19 protein-coding genes are annotated in these 18,188 nt (G+C 63.1%); 6 read left to right on the top strand and 13 right to left on the bottom strand.

Annotated elements, in window-relative coordinates:
• The coding region (locus VIE67_RS09465) for a phytoene desaturase family protein (RefSeq protein WP_332025563.1) at window positions 1-1,323 on the bottom strand (1,323 nt) is incomplete at its 3' end.
• Window positions 1,324-1,418: 95 nt separating this feature from the next.
• Between VIE67_RS09465 and VIE67_RS09460 the strand changes: the two genes are divergently transcribed.
• Window positions 1,419-1,715: a toxin-antitoxin system TumE family protein gene (locus VIE67_RS09460; RefSeq protein WP_332025561.1), complete on the top strand. Its 297-nt coding sequence runs from the start codon at window positions 1,419-1,421 to the stop codon at window positions 1,713-1,715.
• Window positions 1,696-2,043, top strand: a complete 348-nt coding sequence (locus VIE67_RS09455; RefSeq protein WP_332025559.1) for an HVO_A0114 family putative DNA-binding protein — start codon at window positions 1,696-1,698, stop codon at window positions 2,041-2,043. The genes VIE67_RS09460 and VIE67_RS09455 overlap by 20 nt, the downstream gene beginning before the upstream one ends.
• Before the next feature lie 42 nt (window positions 2,044-2,085).
• Here the strand turns inward: VIE67_RS09455 and VIE67_RS09450 are convergent, their stop codons facing one another.
• The 6 genes from VIE67_RS09450 to VIE67_RS09425 all read right to left on the bottom strand — a co-directional run bounded on the left by VIE67_RS09450 (window position 2,086) and on the right by VIE67_RS09425 (window position 7,521).
• A complete protein-coding gene (locus tag VIE67_RS09450) occupies window positions 2,086-3,375 on the bottom strand; it encodes an MFS transporter (protein ID WP_332025557.1) in 1,290 nt (429 codons plus the stop codon).
• Window positions 3,376-3,855, bottom strand: a complete 480-nt coding sequence (locus tag VIE67_RS09445; RefSeq protein WP_332025555.1) for a glutathione peroxidase — start codon at window positions 3,853-3,855, stop codon at window positions 3,376-3,378.
• Between the two features lie 97 nt (window positions 3,856-3,952).
• Window positions 3,953-4,861, bottom strand: a complete 909-nt coding sequence (gene cyoE, locus VIE67_RS09440) for a heme o synthase (protein ID WP_332025554.1) — start codon at window positions 4,859-4,861, stop codon at window positions 3,953-3,955.
• A gap of 107 nt (window positions 4,862-4,968) precedes the next feature.
• Window positions 4,969-6,006: a COX15/CtaA family protein gene (locus VIE67_RS09435; protein WP_332025552.1), complete on the bottom strand. Its 1,038-nt coding sequence runs from the start codon at window positions 6,004-6,006 to the stop codon at window positions 4,969-4,971.
• 191 nt (window positions 6,007-6,197) lie between these two features.
• On the bottom strand, window positions 6,198-6,776 hold the full coding sequence (locus VIE67_RS09430) for a redox-active disulfide-containing membrane protein (RefSeq protein WP_332025550.1): 579 nt from the start codon (window positions 6,774-6,776) through the stop codon (window positions 6,198-6,200).
• 16 nt (window positions 6,777-6,792) lie between these two features.
• A complete protein-coding gene (locus VIE67_RS09425) occupies window positions 6,793-7,521 on the bottom strand; it encodes an SURF1 family protein (protein ID WP_332025548.1) in 729 nt (242 codons plus the stop codon).
• A gap of 66 nt (window positions 7,522-7,587) precedes the next feature.
• Here VIE67_RS09425 and VIE67_RS09420 point away from each other — a divergent pair, with 66 nt between their 5' ends.
• The gene (locus VIE67_RS09420; protein WP_332025546.1) at window positions 7,588-7,797 is read left to right on the top strand and encodes a twin transmembrane helix small protein; all 210 of its coding nucleotides are present in this window, start codon (window positions 7,588-7,590) and stop codon (window positions 7,795-7,797) included.
• Between the two features lie 75 nt (window positions 7,798-7,872).
• Here the strand turns inward: VIE67_RS09420 and VIE67_RS09415 are convergent, their stop codons facing one another.
• The 6 genes from VIE67_RS09415 to VIE67_RS09390 form a co-directional block, all read right to left on the bottom strand.
• Window positions 7,873-8,751 carry a cytochrome c oxidase subunit 3 gene (locus VIE67_RS09415; protein WP_332025543.1) on the bottom strand — a complete coding sequence of 293 codons (879 nt, stop codon included), beginning with the start codon at window positions 8,749-8,751 and terminating at the stop codon, window positions 7,873-7,875.
• 30 nt (window positions 8,752-8,781) lie between these two features.
• Window positions 8,782-9,375 (bottom strand): cytochrome c oxidase assembly protein, encoded by a 594-nt coding sequence (locus VIE67_RS09410; protein WP_332025541.1) that lies wholly within the window; start codon window positions 9,373-9,375, stop codon window positions 8,782-8,784.
• Window positions 9,375-9,503: a hypothetical protein gene (locus VIE67_RS09405; protein WP_332025539.1), complete on the bottom strand. Its 129-nt coding sequence runs from the start codon at window positions 9,501-9,503 to the stop codon at window positions 9,375-9,377. The genes VIE67_RS09410 and VIE67_RS09405 overlap by 1 nt, the downstream gene beginning before the upstream one ends.
• A gap of 89 nt (window positions 9,504-9,592) precedes the next feature.
• Entirely contained in the window at window positions 9,593-11,221 is a 1,629-nt protein-coding gene (gene ctaD / locus VIE67_RS09400) for a cytochrome c oxidase subunit I (RefSeq protein ID WP_332025537.1), read from the bottom strand.
• 18 nt (window positions 11,222-11,239) lie between these two features.
• Window positions 11,240-12,178 (bottom strand): cytochrome c oxidase subunit II, encoded by a 939-nt coding sequence (gene coxB / locus VIE67_RS09395; protein WP_524539304.1) that lies wholly within the window; start codon window positions 12,176-12,178, stop codon window positions 11,240-11,242.
• 2 nt (window positions 12,179-12,180) lie between these two features.
• Complete coding sequence (locus VIE67_RS09390) at window positions 12,181-12,660, bottom strand: DUF2244 domain-containing protein (RefSeq protein ID WP_332025533.1); 480 nt, start codon at window positions 12,658-12,660, stop codon at window positions 12,181-12,183.
• Between the two features lie 394 nt (window positions 12,661-13,054).
• On the opposite strand from VIE67_RS09390, the gene VIE67_RS09385 reads away from it, so the two are divergent.
• From VIE67_RS09385 to VIE67_RS09375, 3 genes are all read left to right on the top strand, one after another.
• Complete coding sequence (locus VIE67_RS09385; RefSeq protein WP_332025531.1) at window positions 13,055-14,689, top strand: alpha-glucosidase; 1,635 nt, start codon at window positions 13,055-13,057, stop codon at window positions 14,687-14,689.
• Between the two features lie 22 nt (window positions 14,690-14,711).
• Window positions 14,712-16,916, top strand: a complete 2,205-nt coding sequence (locus VIE67_RS09380; protein WP_414707334.1) for a glucosidase family protein — start codon at window positions 14,712-14,714, stop codon at window positions 16,914-16,916.
• A gap of 20 nt (window positions 16,917-16,936) precedes the next feature.
• Window positions 16,937-18,188: MFS transporter (locus VIE67_RS09375; RefSeq protein ID WP_332025527.1), on the top strand; the 1,252-nt coding region annotated here is incomplete at its 3' end.

Here is an 18,188-nt window from a genome sequence, read left to right as displayed (position 1 = left end):
GCGGTCGACGGTCGCGATCATCAGATCGGCCACTTCGTCGCGATGATCGTCCCACGAGCGCCCATCGGACAAGGTCGGCGCGACATGCTGGCAGAACAGGCTCGCGACATGCTGGCCCTTGGGTGCGAGCGAATCATCGAGTGTCGACGGAATCAGCATCTCGACGATCGGTTCCTTCGACCAGCCCTGCGCACGCGCGTCGAGATAGGCGCGATCCATGTAGTCGAGACTCGGCGCCATGATGATGCCGGCCGTGTGATGGTCGCCCGGCTCGGGCAGTACGGTAAAACGCGGCAAAGTGGATAAGGCGACATTCATGCGGAACGTGCCCGAGCCGCAGCGCCAGTTCGCCATACGCTCGCGCGTCGGCGCGGGGACAACACCCGGGTCGAGCAAACGCTCGTAGAGCAGTTTCGGATTGACGTTGGCGACCACCGCGCGCGCGCGCAGCGTTTCGCCTTTTTCGGTGATTACACCGACCGCGCGACCCTTCTCGACGATCACTTCGCGCACGCCGGCACCCGTACGTATCTCGACGCCGGACGCGGCGGCGGATTTGGCCATCGCCTGGGTGATCGCACCCATGCCGCCAATCGCATGGCCCCACGCGCCCTTGACGCCGTTGACCTCGCCGAACACGTGATGCAGCAGCACATAGGCGCTGCCCGGAGTATAGGGACTGGCGTAATTGCCGACGATGCCGTCGAAACCGAGCACAGCCTTGATCGGCTCGCTCTCGAAAAAACGATCGAGGTATTCGCCGGCGGAAATCGCGAACAGATCGAGCAGTTCGGTGCGCGAGTTGGCGTCGAGCCCATGCAGACGCTTGCCGAGCTTGCCCGCGCGCAGCAGTTCCGCCAGCCCTTTCCACCAGCCGCTGTCGGTCACGTTCGGCGGCGGTTCCAGCGCGAGCACGCGCAGCACATCGGCGATCACATCGAGACGGCGTTCGTATTCTGGCAGGCGCTGCGCGTCGCGCTGCGAGAACTTCGCGACTTCGGCCTGCGTCTGGCCCGCGCCGGTTTTCAGATAGGTGCCATCGGGCCGCGGCAGAAAGTTGTTGAGCTTGCGCTGCACGATCTTCAGGCCGTGCGCGGCCAGATTCAGATCGGCAATCACTTTCGGCTGCAGCAGCGACACGGTGTAGGCGGCCACCGAGTTGCGGAAACCCGGATGGAATTCCTCGGTCACCGCCGCGCCACCGACCACATCGCGGCGTTCGAGCACAGTGACTTTCAATCCGGCCCTGGCCAGATAAGCCGCGCAGACCAGCCCATTATGGCCGCCGCCGATCAGGATTGCGTCGCGGATGTCGTCGTTCATTCTTGAAATTATGAAGCAAATCGGTGCAGAAGGAATTGATGAATTTGATGTTGGAGTAATTGACAACAAAAACCTGTGTTGGTATCCTCTCCAACATGAAGGCCATCGAACTGGTGCGCACCCGAATCGCCTATTCCGATCGCGCTTTCGCCGAGCTGGTTCTTTGGCGCGTCGCCAAAGCGGTTTCCGGATCGGCGCACGAGTACAAATACCGGTTGGCCTACATCGTGGATGGCGTTTGCGTCCCGCGCTACGACAACGAGCCGGGCAAGGGCGATCATCGCCACGTCGGCGGCATCGAGACCGCCTATCGATTCCGCACACCTGAGCGACTGATCGCCGATTTCCAAGCCGACATTGCGAGGTGGAATGATGAAAACCGTAGTGCTTGAAGTCCGCTCAGCGGACGAGTCGATGGCGGGCTTTGTCCAGGCGTGGAAATCGGGCAAGCCCGAGAAGTCCGCGCGCATCGGTTTCGCGACGCCCGAACTGTTGTGGCAGGTGCTCACAGCGAAGCGCTGGGAACTGCTCAAGGCGCTGTGCGGCGCCGGACCGATGTCGATTCGCGAGGCCGCGCGGCGGGTGGGTCGCGATGTGAAAGCGGTGCACGGCGATGTCACGGCGCTGATCAATGCCGGCGTGCTCGATCGTGTGCAGGGCGGCGGCATCGTGTTTCCCTACGAGGCGGTCAAAGTCGAATTTCTGTTGCAGGCGGCTTAGCCGCTCGGCAGCCGGAGATTCTTGCGGCCGTGAGCGAATCTCTCATGCAGACCTTGGTGCGGGCATCTCGCGCGCGCCGCTAAGCACGCCCACGACGATGCCGACCACGCACAGTGCCGCCACGTAGTGCGCTGGCGCGAGTGGATTGGACTTGAGCAGCAGGCTGACGACCAGCGGCGTCAATCCACCAAAAATGGCATAAGCCACGTTGTATGCGAACGAGATGCCGGAGAAGCGGATCGCCGGCGGAAACGCGCGCACGAGCAAGGTCGGAATCACGCCGACGACGCCCACGCAAAAGCCGGCTATCGCGTACAGGCCATCGAGATGCCCGGGTCTGGAGCCGAGTCCGAAATACAAGCCGTAGACCGCAAAAAACAGCATCGCACAGCCGATCACGAGGGTGCGCGCGGCGCCGATGCGGTCAGCGAGCAAGCCGAATACGACGCAACCGATCGCCAGCGACAAGGTCGCCAGACTGTTCGCCGACAGCGCGTCGGCCGGCGTGATTGCGAACAATTTCTGGATCAGCGTAGGCGTCATCAGAATCACCACGACGATCGCTGCCGTAAGCACCCAGGTCAGCAACATCGACACGACGACGGCGCGACCGTGCCCGGCGAGCACCGCCTTGAGCGGCAAGCCGCGCACGAGTGCGCCGCGCTTGCGCATTTCCTCGAACACCGGCGTTTCGGCGAGCAGACGACGCAGAAACACCGCCAAAAAGCCGAACACGCCACCAACGAGAAACGGAATGCGCCAGCCGAACGCGAGCACTTCGGCGGGGCTGTAACTCTTGTTGACCGCGGTCGCGATCAGCGAACCCAGCAGAATACCTATGGTCAGGCCCGCGGTCAGCGTGCCGCAAGCGAAGCCGACGCGGCGTTCGGGTACATGCTCGGCGACGAAGGTCCACGCACCGGGCACCTCGCCGCCGACCGCGGCGCCCTGCAGGATGCGCAGCAGCAGTAGGGCCAGCGGCGCGGCATAACCGATATTCGCATACGTCGGCAGCAGGCCGATCAGCAAGGTCGGAATCGCCATCAGCAGCACGCTGAGCATGAACATGCGCTTGCGCCCGGAGCGGTCGCCGAAATGCGCCATGACGATGCCGCCGAGCGGACGCGCGAGATAGCCCGCAGCGAACAGGCCGAAAGTTTGTAGCTGGCGCAGCCAGTCGGGCGTGTCGGGTGGAAAAAACAGCGCGCCGATCACCGTCGTGAAGAAGACGAAGATGATGAAATCGTAGAATTCGAGCGCGCCGCCGAGCGCGGCAAGCGCGAGCGTCTTCAGATCCTGGCGTGAGAGTGCGCGGCGCGGATTCGTCTGCATTCAAAGCACCGCGTCGAGCTCCTTTTCGATACTCTGCGGCGTATCCGTCGGCGCGTAGCGCTTGATCACCTTGCCATCCTTGTCGATCAGGAACTTGGTGAAATTCCACTTGACCGATTCGCTGCCGAGCATGCCCTTGGCTTCGTGCTTCAGGTATTTGTACAGCGGGTGCGTGTTCGCGCCGTTGACTTCCACCTTGGCAAACAGCGGAAACTTCACGTCGTAGTTGAGCGAGCAGAAATTCTTGATCTCCGCCTCGTCGCCCGGCTCCTGATGACCGAACTGGTCGCAGGGGAAGCCGAGCACGACCAAGCCTTGGTCCTTGAATTTCTCGTACAGCGCTTCAAGGCCTGTGTACTGCGGGGTAAAACCGCATTTGCTCGCCACGTTGACGACCAGGATCGTCTTGCCCTTGTAGGCGTCGAACCTCTGTTCGTCGCCGTCGATGGTCTTGGCGTTGAAATCATAGATGCTCGTCATGGGCGGCTCCGGTGGATTCAAGTTGCCTAATGTGGGCACGCGGCGCGCGAATGTCCAGCATCAAACGATCGACCTCGCATGGAAATCGGGGCGCGCCTCAGGCGACGCGTTCCAGCGTTATTGCTGGCCGGTGCAGGCTCGGCGCATCGACATAGTGATCGACGAGCAGAAACGCGAACAGCGCCATCAAGTAGATGATGGAATAATTGAACACCTTCATCGCGAACATCTCGCTGGGCGGCTTGAGCAGCACGATCGCGTAGTAGAGAAATCCCGCGCCAAGCACGAGCGCGCCACCCAGATAGAACACGCCGCTCATGCCGGTGAGATACGGCAGAACGGTGACGACGATGAGCAGGATCGTGTAATACAACACGTGCCAGCGCGTATAGACCACGCCGTGAGTGACCGGCAGCATCGGCACCTGCGCGCGCGAGTAATCGTCGCGACGGAAGATCGCCAACGCCCAGAAATGCGGCGGCGTCCAGACGAAGATGATCAGGCACAAGAGCAGCGCGTACGGATGCACGTGGCCGGTGACCGCGGCCCAGCCGAGCAGCGGCGGCGCTGCGCCGGCCGCCCCGCCGATCACGATGTTCTGCGGCGTCGCGCGTTTGAGCCAGGCGGTATACACGATCGCATAGCCGATCAGCGAGGCGAATGTCAGCGCGGCGGTCAGCAGGTTGACGAACGCGATCAGGATCGTCATCGACAACGCGCCGAGAGCGACCGCGAATGCGAGCACCTTCGCCGGCGTCAATGCACCGGTTGCGAGCGGACGATTGGCCGTGCGCGCCATCAGTTTGTCGATGCGCTGATCGATCAGATGATTGATCGCCGCGGCCGACGCGGCGGCGAGCCAGATGCCGATAAATCCGGCGACCGAAGCGCGTAGCGGCGGCCATCCCGGCACGGCGAGAAACATGCCGATGATCGCGGTGAACACGATCAACATTACCACGCGCGGCTTGGTCAATTCGAGGTACTGGCGGGCGATCGCGGGCATGCGCGGAGTTTAGCAAGATGGGACGAAGAGACGGAGAGACGGGGGAGACGAGTAAACGGAGAGACGGAGCAATGAGTGCCTCGCCTTCCGTCTACCCGTTTGCTCGTCTATCCGTCTTCCCGTCTTCCCATCCGTCTACCCGTCCTGACCAGCAACGCCAGCAACGCAAACAACAGCAGCGCGGCGACGCCGTTATGCGCGGTCGCGACCGGCAGCGGCAGGGCGAGCAGCACGTTGCCGATGCCGAGCGCGATCTGCAGCAATAGCAGGGCGCCGATCGCGAGCGCGAATGCGCGCGTTTCGCGCCGGCGCGCGGCGCGCACGACCACGGCGGAAACGTGGCCGAACACGAGCAAGGCGCCAATGCGATGCACGACCTGGATCGCCGTGCGTGCGGCGCCGTCGAGCACACCGCCCTCGTAGTTCACGCCGACGCCGCGCCAGAGCACGAAGGCCTGGTGGAAGTCCATCGTCGGCCACCACAGACCCTGGCAGGTCGGAAAGTCGGGACCGCAGGCGAGCGCGGAATAATTCGACGAGGTCCAGCCGCCGAGCGCAATCTGCACCACGACAAGTCCGATGCCCACGATCGTCATGCGCCACAATTTGCTCTTGTTTGCCTGGGTAAATTGCGCGCTGGTCGCCAGCACAGGCACGCTCAGGCGCAAGGCTGTGTAGGCCAGCAGGGCGAACATGGCGATGCCGCCAAGCAGGTGTGCGGTGACGACCGCCGGCAGCAATTTCATGCTGACCGTCCACGCACCGAGCGCGGCCTGGAAAAAAATCAGCACGGCGGCGGCGAGCGGGACCCACAGCAACGATCCCAGATCGCGACGACGCCATAGCGCCAAGGCGGCTAGCGCGAATGTCAGCAGTCCCAGCCCGCCGACCAGGATCCGGTGCACCTGCTCGCGCCAGGCCTTGTCCGCCTCGACCGGCCGCTGCGGAAACGCGGCGTTCGCGGCCGCGATCTCATGCGCATGCGTGGGCCAGGTGATCTCGCCGTAACAGGTCGGCCAGTCGGGACACGACAGGCCCGCGTTGGACAGGCGCACGAAAGCGCCGAAGACGATCACGACGAGGGCGAAGGCCGCGGTGACCCAGGCGAGGCGGGTGAGGTTGCGTAGATTATTTTGCGTGGGCATTGGGTGAGCTTGAGGAACTGGATCCCGTGTCATCGCACATCCCTGTGCTGCACGGGATGACTACATGATGGAGCTGGATCCCGTGTCATCGCACATCCTTGTGCTGCACGGGATGACTACATCCGCGGTCAGGAGCTGGATCCCGTGTCATCGCACACCCCTGTGCTGCACGGGATGACTACATCCTGTAGTCAATTGATCACTTTCGGCAGATCCCGGCGGATGCCGGCGACGTCGAAGCCTTGCGCATAATTCAGCATCAGGTAGCCGCTGGGATCGACGAGGACCAAGGCCAATGCATCGTCGCCCGTGGCTCGCCATTGGGCAAACGTACCTGTCTCGTCGCTGCCCGATTGCAGTGGCGCGAGCGCAGCCAGCATATCGGCCGGCAGCGCTGAGCCGAGATAGATCACACGCAGGCGTTCGGCTTTGCGGCCGAGCGTGGCGCGCATGCGCAGCACATTGCCGAGCGCGGCCTGGCATTGCGTCGCGCAGTTCGCGCCCGGCAGCGCAAGCAGGGTCCATTGCCATTGCGCGTTGCGCCAGGCGAGTTTGCCGCCGTCGGCCAGTGCGACCGGCGTGGCGCTGACATCGCGCGGCGGATCGATCAGCCTGCCATAGGCGCGCGTGCCGGCGGGCCGCCAGCCCGACAGATTCAGGGCAAGGGCGATCAGGATCGGCGCGGCGAACAGCGCGGCCACGCCGAGCAGCACCCAGCGGTTGCGCGTGCGCACATGTGTATCGGTGGTATCTGCGTTCGGCGTATTCATGGAATTGTATATAAGGTTACTTTCGTACTTTGCGAAAATGCAGCAAAACGAAAATCACCAGCGCGGCGATGGCAAACGCGAACCACTGGAACGCGTACGCCTGATGCCGTTCCGCGCTCATCAGCGCGGGCGTCCACTCGCGCACGAAGCCCGACTGCGCGTCGGCATCAAGCAGGAGCACGCGTGGTAACAGCGCCTGCCGGAGATCGGCGGTGATTTCGCGCGCATCGATCGCCAGCGTCAACTTCGGCCACGCACTCTGCGTGGCAAGTACATCGCCGCCGACACGGATGCCATTGCCCGGAAACGGCGCATACACGCCACTCAATTCGGCCTCGCCCTCGGCCAGCGGCGGCAGGGCCGGTTGCGTTGCGCGCCCGTGCGACCACGCGACCCAGCCGCGATCCACCAGCAGCAGCGCGCTTTCGCCGTCAACGGCAAATACCGCAAACGCCTCGACGCCCAGTTTGCCACCGCGCACCTGCTCGTCGCGCAGATATCCGCGCGCTGCGACAAAATGTCCGTGCACGCGCACGTGTGGGTAACGCGCGTCCGGCGGCGCGGCCTGCACGCGCGAGAACTCCTCGTACGCGGCATTCGGCGCCGCGGCGAACGCGGCCAGTATCTGTTGCGCCTGGTCCGCGCGGTCGAGCTGCCAGATGCCGAGACGCGTGAAAACCAGCATGCCGATCACGGTCAGGGCGAGCGCGAGCAGCGAAGGCCGCCGCCACTGTCGCGCGATCATGGACGGCGTGCAGCAGCGCTATACTGCGACTTCTTCAGCTTCCGCGCGCGCTGCTGCGCCATGCTCATGCTCACCAAACTCGTCATCGTTGGGTTTCTGATCCTGATCGTCTACAACCTCGGCGCGGGGTTGTACTACATGATGACCGACAAGAGTGAAACCGACCGTACGGTCAAGGCGCTCACGCGGCGCATCGGTTTGTCGGTGCTGCTGATCCTGCTCGTGATCCTCGGCATCTGGCTCGGCATCATCAAGCCGCACAATATCGGGCAGTAGGTGTCGAGAAGCGAGGGCTGAAGGCTGAAAGCCGATGGCTCCGTCGCTCCTGCTCTTCAGCCCCCGGCCCTGCTCTCACAATACGTAGACGAACAGGAACAACCCGAGCCATACCACGTCGACGAAATGCCAGTACCAGGCGACCGCTTCGAAGCCGAAGTGATGATCCTTGCTGAAATGGCCCTTGGCGCAGCGCAACCAGATCACCGTCAGCATGATCGCGCCGAGAGTGACATGCAGGCCGTGGAAACCGGTCAGCATGAAGAAGGTCGAGCCGTACACGCCCGAGCCCAGTGTCAGATTCAGGTGCTCGTACGCCTCCATGTACTCGTGCGCCTGATACCACAGGAAGGCGGCCCCCAGCAGCACGGTGGCGGCAAGCCAGATCAACAATTGCTTGCGATTGCCCGCGCGCAAGGCGTGATGGGCGATCGTGACTGTGACGCCGGACGAAAGCAGCAGCAGGGTATTGAGCAGCGGCACGCCCCAAGCCGGGATCGTCTCGAAAATGCCGCCGACATGTTCGGGACCATTGGTCGGCCACGCGGGCGCATAACCCTTCCACAGAAAGAAATTGGTCAGCGCGCCGTCGCCCTCACCGCCAATCCACGGCACCGACATGGTGCGTGCGTAGAACAGCGCGCCGAAGAACGCGGCGAAGAACATCACCTCGGAGAAAATGAACCACATCATGCCCATGCGGAACGAGGTGTCGACCTGTTTGTTGTACATGCCGCCGATCGATTCGCCGATCACCGTGCGGAACCAACCGAACATCATGAACACGATCGTCGCGATACCGAGAAACATCGAGAACTTGCCGACCTGGACCTCGTTGAGCCACAGCGCCGCGCCGCCGAGCGTGAGGATCAGGCCGAATGAACCGACGATCGGCCACTTCGTGCCATGTGGTACGTAATAGGCGCCGGGTGTGGGTGTGGTTGCGTCTGACATGACGGATTCCGATTAAGAGATGATGTTGGATTACGACGCAGGCGTGCCGCTCGCGGCTTGCGCGGCGAGACGCTTGGTCGCCAACTCGTTGTTGTAGAAAGTATACGACAAGGTGAGCTCACTGATGCCGATGGGCAGCTTCGGATCGACGATGAACTTGACCGGCATGCGCCGCGACTCGCCGGCCTTGAGCGTCTGCTCGGTGAAGCAGAAGCACTCGGTCTTGTCGAAGTAGAGCGAGGCTTCGTGCGGCACGATGCCCGGCACCGCATTGCCGACGATCGCGTCCGGCGCATCATTGCGCGCGTCGAACCAGGCTTCGGTGAGCACGCCTGGATGCACCTTGACGCTGACTTTTTCCGGCGCGAACTGCCACTTGAGCGCGCTGTTCACACTGGCGACGAACTGCACCTCGACCCAGCGCGAGTCGTCTTGCGCAAACCCCGCGACCTTGGCGCTGTCGCTGGCCTTGTTCCAGGCACCGATACCCAGAATATGTTCGCAGGCGATGCGGTAGATCGGCGGCATCACGCGAAAACCGAACAGGAACGAAGCCACGCAGACGATCAGCGCGATCTTGAGCACGCGCCGGTTCTTCTTGCTGGCGACGGAATTCGTGTCCATCAGTGGCGCAACGCCTCGACGAAAAACAGCACGAAGATCGTCAGCGCCACGCACGCCATGATCAACGCCGTGCGGCGTGCGGCGGCACGCCGCGCGAGTGGATCAAAATGGACGGAATGATTCTGCATAAAAAACGTCGTTCCGGGGAAGCTCTGTTGAAAAGTGCGGCCACGGATGGCCGCTTTTTGATCTTCGCGTTCAAGGACGAATGCACAAATTAATGGCTCACGTCGCCATGCGCGAGCATCCCCGGCCCGATCACCGGCGGCTCGCTGAAAGTGTGATACGGCGCTGGCGAAGGCACTTCCCATTCCAGGCCATGCGCGCCTTCCCATGCCCGCGCGGCAGCCGGTGCGCCGGATTTCTTCGAGCTGTAGAGAATCAGGAACATCATGAGCGGTGTCAGAAACATGCCGAATGCGCCGATCGAGCTGATGAAATTCCAGTCGGCGAACGCAACGTTGTAATCAGGGATGCGCCGCGGCATGCCGGCAAGGCCGAGAAAATGCTGCGGGAAAAAGGTCAGGTTGACGAACACCATCGTCCACCAGAAATGGAATTTGCCCCAGCTCTCGTTGTACATCTTGCCGGTCCACTTCGGCCACCAGTAGTAGATCGCGCCGATGATCGAGAAGATCGCGCCGGTGACCAGCACGTAGTGGAAATGGGCGACGACGAAGTAGGTGTCCTGGTACTGGAAGTCCGCCGGCACGAGCGCGAGCATGATGCCGGAGAAACCGCCGATCGAGAACAGGATGACAAACCCGATCGCCCACAGCATCGGCGTCTCGAAAGTCAGCGAGCCTTTCCACATCGTCGATACCCAGTTGAATACCTTCACCCCGGTCGGTATCGCGATCAGCATCGTCGAGTACATGAAGAACAGCTCGCCGCCGAGCGGCAGGCCGACCGTGAACATGTGATGCGCCCAGACGATGAACGACAGGAACGCGATCGACGCGATCGCATACACCATCGCCTGGTAACCGAACAGCGGCTTGCGGCTGAAGGTCGGAATGATCTCCGACACGATGCCGAACGCTGGCAGGATCATGATGTAGACCTCGGGGTGACCGAAGAACCAGAAGATGTGCTGGAACATCACCGGATCGCCACCGCCGGCCGCATTGAAGAAACTCGTGCCGAAGTACTTGTCGGTCAGCAGCATCGTCACCGCGCCGGCGAGCACGGGCATCACCGCGATCAGCAGGAACGCGGTGATCAGCCAGCTCCACACGAACAGCGGCATCTTGAGCAGATCCACGCCGGGCGCGCGCATGTTGAGGATCGTCGCGATGATGTTGATCGCGCCCATGATCGAGGAGATGCCCATCATGTGCACCGAGAACACCAGACACGCAACCGATGCGCCGCCCTGCAGCGCGAGCGGCGGATACATCGTCCAGCCGCCCGCCGGCGCGCCGCCGGGCATGAACAACGTGCTCAGCAACAATGTGAACGCGAACGGCAGGATCCAGAACGACCAGTTGTTCATGCGCGGCAGGGCCATGTCCGGCGCGCCGACCTGCATCGGGATCATCCAGTTGGCGAGGCCGACGAAGGCCGGCATGATCGCGCCGAAAATCATCACCAGCGCGTGCAGCGTCGTCATCTGGTTGAAGAAATACGGCTGCACGAATTGCAGGCCGGGGCGCATCAGCTCGGCGCGGATCACCACCGAAAAGGACGCGCCGATGCACACCATGATGAAGGCGAACACCAGGTACAGCGTACCGATGTCCTTGTGATTGGTGGTGAACAACCAGCGATTGAGAAAGCCGGTCGGCTTGTGATCGTGGTCGTCGTGGGCGTAATGATCGTCGTGCGTGGCAGCGTGGTTAGCCATAATATGACCTCGGAATATTTAACCGTTCGACGACGCAGCGGCGGACGTTGGTGCGGGAGTTGCGGGTGCCGGTGCGGGCGTCGCTGCAGGAGTCGCGGGCGCAGCGAGCGCCGCTTCCTGCTGATCCAGCCACTGCTTGAATTCCTCCGGCGGCACCGCCTTGACCACGATCGGCATGAAGCCGTGATCCTGACCGCACAACTCCGCGCACTGGCCGCGATAGATGCCCGGCTCGCTGATATTGGTCCAGGTGTCGTTGATGATTCCGGGGATCGCGTCCACCTTCCAGCCCAGCGCCGGCACCCACCAGGCGTGGATCACGTCGTCGCCAGTGACGACGAAGCGCACCTTGGTATTGGTCGGCAACACGAGCGGATGATTGACGTTGAGCAGATACGTCTGCTCGCCATCGGTCTTGACCGCGAACGGATCCAAACCGGACTTCAACTGGCGCGTACGGTCGCTATCGCCGTCGAGCTTGGAAATGAAGTGCACGTGATAGGCCTTGTCGCCCCAGTTCACGTAGTCGTAGCCCCACTTCCACTGATAACCGGTGACCTTGATCGTCATCTGCGATTGATCGGTGTAAGCCTCGTTGATCAGCACCGTGGTCGCGGGCGCAGCCATCGCGACGAGGATCAGAATGGGCACGACGGTCCAGATGATCTCGGCCGTGGTGTTGTGCGTAAAGGTCGCCGCCACCGCACCCTTGGATTTGCGGAACTTGAACATCGCGTAGAACATCGCGCCGAACACGACGATGCCGATCGCGACGCAGATCCACAACGCGAGCATGTGCAGGAAATACGCGTCGTGCGAACTCTGCGTGACGCCCTGCGGCATATTGAGCTGCCACGGCTGCGGCGTACTCGTCGCGGCGAGCGCGTCTGTGCAAAGTATCAGATTGCACGCGGCCGCCAGCACGGCACCGATTCCCATCTTGCTACGCAGTCGCATCATTACGCTTCACCATGCCTTGTAGTGTGTTCGCCCGGCGCCAGGCCTTTCGCCTGCGCCAGCAACGCCGCCAGTCGTTGCGCCAGGTCGCGGCGCTCCGCCTCGTTCAAAAACCTGCCGATCTCGATGCTGCGCCCGTGCGAGCGTAGCAGCAGACGGCTCGGCCAGCCGTAACAGCGTCCCGGTTGCAGCACGAGCTGCGCCCAGTATGGATGAAACCTCGCCGGCGGCGCGGAGTTGCCGATACGCGCAATCTCCAGCGTCGACGCCGTCAGCGTAATCGACTCTCCGCCCGCGCTCGCGCGCCAGACGCGGACCAGACAATACGCGACCGCAGCCAATTCCAGCACCGCGAACGCCGGCGCAAACACATTGCCGCGCCATGCCGCCAACCCTGCAAAACCGCCAGCCGCAACGCTTTGCGCGGCCAGAAACAACCACAAACCTGCGCGCGACAGCGAACGGTGCGGCAGGATCATCATTCTTACCGCCCCGCCTGACACCGCTTTCAGTGACTGCTCCATCACGCGCGCCAAGCAGCTTAACCTGATGAATGATAGTGAGCGCGTCGAAGACGGGCAAGCGACGCGCGCAGCGCAAATTCCGCCCCACCCGCGCGCGGCCGCGACATTTTGACTCAGCGCAGGAGCACCCGCGCAAAATGCGACCGGCCGCATTCGGCAAAAACCGCGGTCGGCGCCAAGTCACCGCGCGACGAAAGCGCCGAATACGTATGCAAGCGGCTATGCGTGCGCGGCGCAGACGCTAAGCTGCTCAAACTGTCCGCGTCGCGCTAAAAGATGCGGCCGGAGGAAATAAACGGCGACAGAGCCGCGTGCATCCAACACGCGCCAAACGCCTCGGGGAGTAGTTTGAATGGCCGATTCAATCCACATCGTCGCAGACTGGTGGCGCGGCGCCGTCATTTATCAGATCTATCCGCGTAGTTTTCTCGACACCAACGGGGACGGTGTCGGCGACCTGCCCGGGATTGTCGAACGCCTCGACTACATCGCGAGCCTGGGCGTCGATGCGATCTGGATCTCGCCGTTTTTCAAGTCGCCGATGGCGGACTTCGGCTACGACATCGCCGACTACCGCGAAGTCGACCCGCTGTTTGGCACGATGGCCGATTTCGACCGCCTGCTGGAAAAAGCGCATGCGCTCGGCCTGAAGGTGATGATCGATCAGGTCCTGAGCCACACCTCGATCGCGCACGAGTGGTTTGGCGAAAGCAGCAGCGATGCGGCCAACGGCAAAGCCGACTGGTATGTATGGGCCGACGCGCGCGCCGACGGCACGCCCCCCAACAACTGGCTGTCGATCTTCGGCGGCGTGGCCTGGCGCTGGGAACCGCGTCGGCGTCAGTACTACCTGCACAATTTTCTGGCCGCGCAGCCCGACCTGAATTTTCACCAGCCCGCCGTGCGCAGCGCGGTACTCGACAATGTGCGCTTCTGGCTGGACAAGGGCGTGGATGCGGTGCGCCTGGACGCGATCAATTTCTGTTTTCACGATGCGCAGCTGCGCGACAATCCACCCAAGCCGGTCGAGCAGCGCACCGGCCGCGGCTTCAGTCCGGACAATCCGTACGCGTTTCAGTACCACTACTACAACAACACGCAACCGGAAAATCTGGGTTTCCTCGAGGATCTGCGCAAGCTCACCGACCGTTATCCGGGCGTGGCGATGCTCGGCGAGATTTCCTCCGAGGATTCGCTGGCGACGATGGCCGAGTACACGCGCGGCAAGCGTCTGCATATGGGTTACAGCTTCGAACTGCTGACCGACGATTTTTCCGCGGGCTACATCCGGCAAACCGTGGCCGCGCTGGAAGCGAAAATCGGCGCTGGCTGGCCGTGCTGGGCCATTTCCAATCACGATGTCGAGCGCGTGATGAGCCGCTGGGGTGGCAACCAGCCGTCGGGCGACCTGGCCAAACTGCTGACCGCGCTGGTGTGTTCGCTGCGCGGCTCGGTTTGTCTGTATCAGGGCGAGGAGCTCGGCCTGACCGAAGCCGACGTGCCCTATCAGGAGCTGCGCGACCCTTACGGCATCGCGTTCTGGCCGAACTTCAAGGGTCGCGACGGCTGCCGCACGCCGATGCCGTGGACCGACGCCGAACGCGCCGGATTCAGCAGCGCACGTCCCTGGCTGCCGATCCCGGCCGAGCATCGTGCGCGCGCCGCGGCGACGCAGGAGTCCGATCCCGCCTCGGTACTCAACGGTTTTCGCAGCTTCATGCGCTGGCGTGCGCGGCAAGCCGCGCTGCGTCTGGGTGATATCCATTTTTTCGACGCCGCCGAACCGCTGTTGATATTCAGCCGCTCGCATCAGGGCGAAAGCCTGTTCGTCGCGATGAACCTGGGCGCCGAGCCCGTCACCGCTGCGCTCCCGGCCAACCTGAAACTGCAGCCCATCGAATGTCCGGGGCCGGTATCCGGGCATCTGCAGCAAGCCGGATTGAGCCTGCCCGCGTATGCTGCGCTGTATGCGCGGATCACCGCATAGACGCGAGGCCTGACGGATGAATGTGGCGAAGACGATACTGCTCGCGGCGCTGAGTGCCGCCGGCACGACGGCCGCCGGCGGCGGCGAATGGCAAACCCAAATCGCGTTCCAGGGACGCCACGCCACGGCGGCGGTCGAGGCGAATGCATACCGGCTGGACGCCAACGGCAACACGCGCACGATCGCAGCCCAGGCGATGCGCAGCGAAACCGCTAGCCCGCTGCTCGACGCGCTGTTCGCGCTCGCACAGACCGAGGCTGCCGACGCGCGCACCAGCCAACTGGTCGACGGCGCTTACAACCACGGCGAGCCGATTCCCTGCGACTGCTACGTGACCGGCGTGAAATGGCCCTTCGTGTGGACTCGCGATTCGGCCTATTCGATCGATCTGGCGCTCGCCTGGCTCGATCCTGCGCGTTCGCGGCGCACGCTGGAGTTCAAGCTTTCCGGCGTGCGCGAGCCGTCCGCGCCGCAGGGCCTCTATGTCGTGCAGGACACCGGCTCGGGCGGCAGCTGGCCGATCTCGAGCGATCGCATCGTCTGGTTCCTCGGCGCGCGCCACCTGCTCGACGACAAGGCCTTCGACGACAAAGTATACAAGGCGTTGAACGATACCCTGGCGCAGGACCGGCAGTACGTCTTCGACGCGGCATTCGGCCTCTACCGTGGCGAAACCTCGTTCCTCGACTGGCGCGAGCAGACTTATCCGACCTGGACCGAAAACGACGTGCGTTTCATCGCCGAATCGTTCGCGCTGTCGACCAATGTGCTGCATTACGAGGCGCTGGTTCTGGCAGTAAAGATGGCCAAATCGCGCAACGGCAACGCTGCTGCGCAGTACCAAAAAGAAGCCGACGCACTGCGCAGTGCGCTCGACAAACATTTCTGGCGCGAGGACCGCGGCCTGTACATGAGCTATATCGGCTCAGCCTCCGATCCGCAGACGATCGAGGCCTACGACCTGCTCGGCACGGCGCTGGCGATACTCGCCGACATCCCCTCGCCCGAACGCGCGCGCAAGGCGCTGGCGAACTATCCGACTTGGCCTGCAGGCAGCCCGGTGATCTGGCCCGAGCACAGGGACGCGGCGATCTATCACAACCGCGCGATCTGGCCGTTCGTCAGCGCCTATGCGTTGCGCGCCGCGCGCAAGCTCGACGCTCCGAATCGCATTGCGCACGAACTGCGCTCGATCCTGCAAGGCGCCGTGCTATCGGGCTCGAATTACGAGAACTACGAACTCTTGAGCGGCGCCGTGCACGTCGAGGACGGCAAGTGGAGCGGCCCGGTGGTCAATTCGCCACGCCAGCTATGGTCGGTCGCGGCCATGCTGCAAGCGGTTACTGAAGGCGTGTTCGGTTTCACGAACGACGACCGGATCGAGCCGAAGATTCCGACCGAACTCGTTCCGATGCTGTTCGGCGAGCGCAGCGACATCAGCCTGGTCCTGCCCGGCCGGCGCATCACGCTGGTGAAACCGGCAGCGCTCGCCGAAGACGACAATCTGCTTATCGCCGGCGAGACCAAGCGCGACGGCAAGAACGTGCAGGTGCAGTTGCGCGGCGTGCACGTCGACGCCGCCCCGCTGCGACTCGACGCACCCGAGTTCGCGCCGGACACGCCGAACATCTCGCCCGTCGCGCCGAAGATCGCGGACGCGAGTCTTGCGCCGGTGCGTTTTTACGTCGACGGCAAGCTCGTGCAGACCTGGAAGCGCGGCAACGATCAGCCCGCAAAGAGCGTCGACATCGCCGACAACGCGGCGCTGCAGAACCTGTGGACCACGCGTGTCGACGCCGCGACCGGGCTCGAATCGCTGCCGGGTCCGATCGTGCGCCTGGGTCGGTTCGAGGAGGTCGGCGGCGCGTGGCCGCGCAGTTGGACCGCACAGCACGACGGCCGCTATCAATTGCGCCTCGCTTACGAAAACCGGCACGGCCCGATCAACACCGGCGTCACGGCGGCGGTGAAGATGCTCGCAATCGACTGTGCGGGTCAGGCGCAACAACGCGCGCCGATCGTCATGCCGCACAGCATCGCCAAAGATATTTCCAGCGCGGTTGCATTCGACGCGCAGGCCGGGAAAAAGTGTACTTTTGCGCTCGATCAGGGCTTCAACATGAGCTTTCTTGCGCGCAACAAACTGTATACCGGCGAGCAGGGCGGCGAGAGCGGCCCGGTCAATGCGGCGGACTTTGGCGACCTGCAGATTGTGCCGCTGCAGTGACGATCTGACGAGCAAGACAAATGACCGCAAAACCCCGGCTCAATTTCTGGCAAATCTGGAACATGTGTTTCGGATTTCTCGGTATCCAGTTCGGCTTCGCTCTGCAGAACGCGAACGTCAGCCGCATCTTCCAGACGCTCGGCGCTAGCGTCGACGACATTCCGGCGCTATGGATCGCCGCGCCACTGACCGGCCTGATCGTGCAGCCTATCGTTGGCTACTACTCCGATCGCACCTGGAACGTGCTCGGCCGGCGCCGCCCGTATTTCCTGTGCGGCGCGCTGCTCGCGACGCTAGCCCTGATCGCGATGCCGAACTCGCCCATGCTGTGGATCGCCGCGGGCCTGCTGTGGATTCTCGATGCCTCGATCAATATCTCGATGGAGCCGTTCCGCGCCTTCGTCGGCGACCAGTTGCCGACCTCGCAGCGCGCGGGCGGCTATGCGATGCAGAGTTTCTTTATCGGCGTGGGTTCGGTCGTCGCCAGCCTGCTGCCCTATCTGCTTGCGCATTTCGGCATCGCCAACACCGCCGCGCCCGGTGCGATTCCCGCAACGGTGAAATATTCGTTCTACGCGGGCGCGGTCGTGTTGTTCGGTGCGATCGCATGGACCATTTTCACCACGCGCGAATACCCGCCCACCGAGCTTGCCGCGTTCGATGACGCAACGCCGACACCGATCGCGCCTCTGCCGTCCGCACGCGCGCGCCGCATGGGCTTTGTCTGGGCCGCGCTCGGTCTCGTCGCGTTGATCGCGGTGTATCGCTCGGGTATCGACAAGCAGCTTTATCTGCTGGCCGGCGGCATGCTGGCGTACGGTTTGATCCAGCTCGCGGTCAGTTTCAGCACGGCGCAGAACCTGTTCACCGAAATCGTGACCGACCTCAATGGCATGCCGGCGACGATGCGCCAGCTCGCCATCGTGCAGTTCTTCTCCTGGTTCGCGCTGTTCGCGATGTGGATCTACACCACCAGCGCGGTGACCGAAGTATACTTCGCAACAAAGGATACTTCGAGTGCAGCCTACAACGATGGCGCCAACTGGGTCGGCGTGCTGTTCGCCGCCTACAACGCGTTCGCCGCGCTCGCCGCCATCGTCATTCCGCCGATGACGCGCCGCCTCGGCCTGCGCATTTCGCATCTGGTCAATCTCATGCTCGGCGGCGTTGGGCTGATCTCGTTCCTCGCGATCCGCGATCCGCACTGGCTGCTGCTGTCGATGGTCGGCGTCGGTTTCGCCTGGGCCTCGATCCTGTCCCTGCCCTATGCCT

The sequence above is a fragment of the Rudaea sp. genome (genome assembly GCF_036560865.1).
Lineage (GTDB): Bacteria > Pseudomonadota > Gammaproteobacteria > Xanthomonadales > Rhodanobacteraceae > Rudaea.
Note: the sequence above shows the minus strand (reverse complement) of the source record. Positions and strands in the feature narration are given on the sequence as shown.

Excerpts from the sequence above, each read along its gene's own strand:
- VIE67_RS09460 (WP_332025561.1), top strand. The coding sequence starts at position 1,419 with ATGAAGGCCATCGAACTGGTGCGCACCCGAATCGCCTATTCCGATCGC.
- VIE67_RS09455 (WP_332025559.1), top strand. The coding sequence starts at position 1,696 with ATGAAAACCGTAGTGCTTGAAGTCCGCTCAGCGGACGAGTCGATGGCG.
- VIE67_RS09450 (WP_332025557.1), bottom strand. The coding sequence starts at position 3,375 with ATGCAGACGAATCCGCGCCGCGCACTCTCACGCCAGGATCTGAAGACG.
- VIE67_RS09445 (WP_332025555.1), bottom strand. The coding sequence starts at position 3,855 with ATGACGAGCATCTATGATTTCAACGCCAAGACCATCGACGGCGACGAA.
- cyoE (WP_332025554.1), bottom strand. The coding sequence starts at position 4,861 with ATGCCCGCGATCGCCCGCCAGTACCTCGAATTGACCAAGCCGCGCGTG.
- VIE67_RS09435 (WP_332025552.1), bottom strand. The coding sequence starts at position 6,006 with ATGCCCACGCAAAATAATCTACGCAACCTCACCCGCCTCGCCTGGGTC.
- VIE67_RS09430 (WP_332025550.1), bottom strand. The coding sequence starts at position 6,776 with ATGAATACGCCGAACGCAGATACCACCGATACACATGTGCGCACGCGC.
- VIE67_RS09425 (WP_332025548.1), bottom strand. The coding sequence starts at position 7,521 with ATGATCGCGCGACAGTGGCGGCGGCCTTCGCTGCTCGCGCTCGCCCTG.
- VIE67_RS09420 (WP_332025546.1), top strand. The coding sequence starts at position 7,588 with ATGCTCACCAAACTCGTCATCGTTGGGTTTCTGATCCTGATCGTCTAC.
- VIE67_RS09415 (WP_332025543.1), bottom strand. The coding sequence starts at position 8,751 with ATGTCAGACGCAACCACACCCACACCCGGCGCCTATTACGTACCACAT.
- VIE67_RS09410 (WP_332025541.1), bottom strand. The coding sequence starts at position 9,375 with ATGGACACGAATTCCGTCGCCAGCAAGAAGAACCGGCGCGTGCTCAAG.
- VIE67_RS09405 (WP_332025539.1), bottom strand. The coding sequence starts at position 9,503 with ATGCAGAATCATTCCGTCCATTTTGATCCACTCGCGCGGCGTGCCGCC.
- ctaD (WP_332025537.1), bottom strand. The coding sequence starts at position 11,221 with ATGGCTAACCACGCTGCCACGCACGACGATCATTACGCCCACGACGAC.
- coxB (WP_524539304.1), bottom strand. The coding sequence starts at position 12,178 with ATGCGACTGCGTAGCAAGATGGGAATCGGTGCCGTGCTGGCGGCCGCG.
- VIE67_RS09390 (WP_332025533.1), bottom strand. The coding sequence starts at position 12,660 with ATGATGATCCTGCCGCACCGTTCGCTGTCGCGCGCAGGTTTGTGGTTG.
- VIE67_RS09385 (WP_332025531.1), top strand. The coding sequence starts at position 13,055 with ATGGCCGATTCAATCCACATCGTCGCAGACTGGTGGCGCGGCGCCGTC.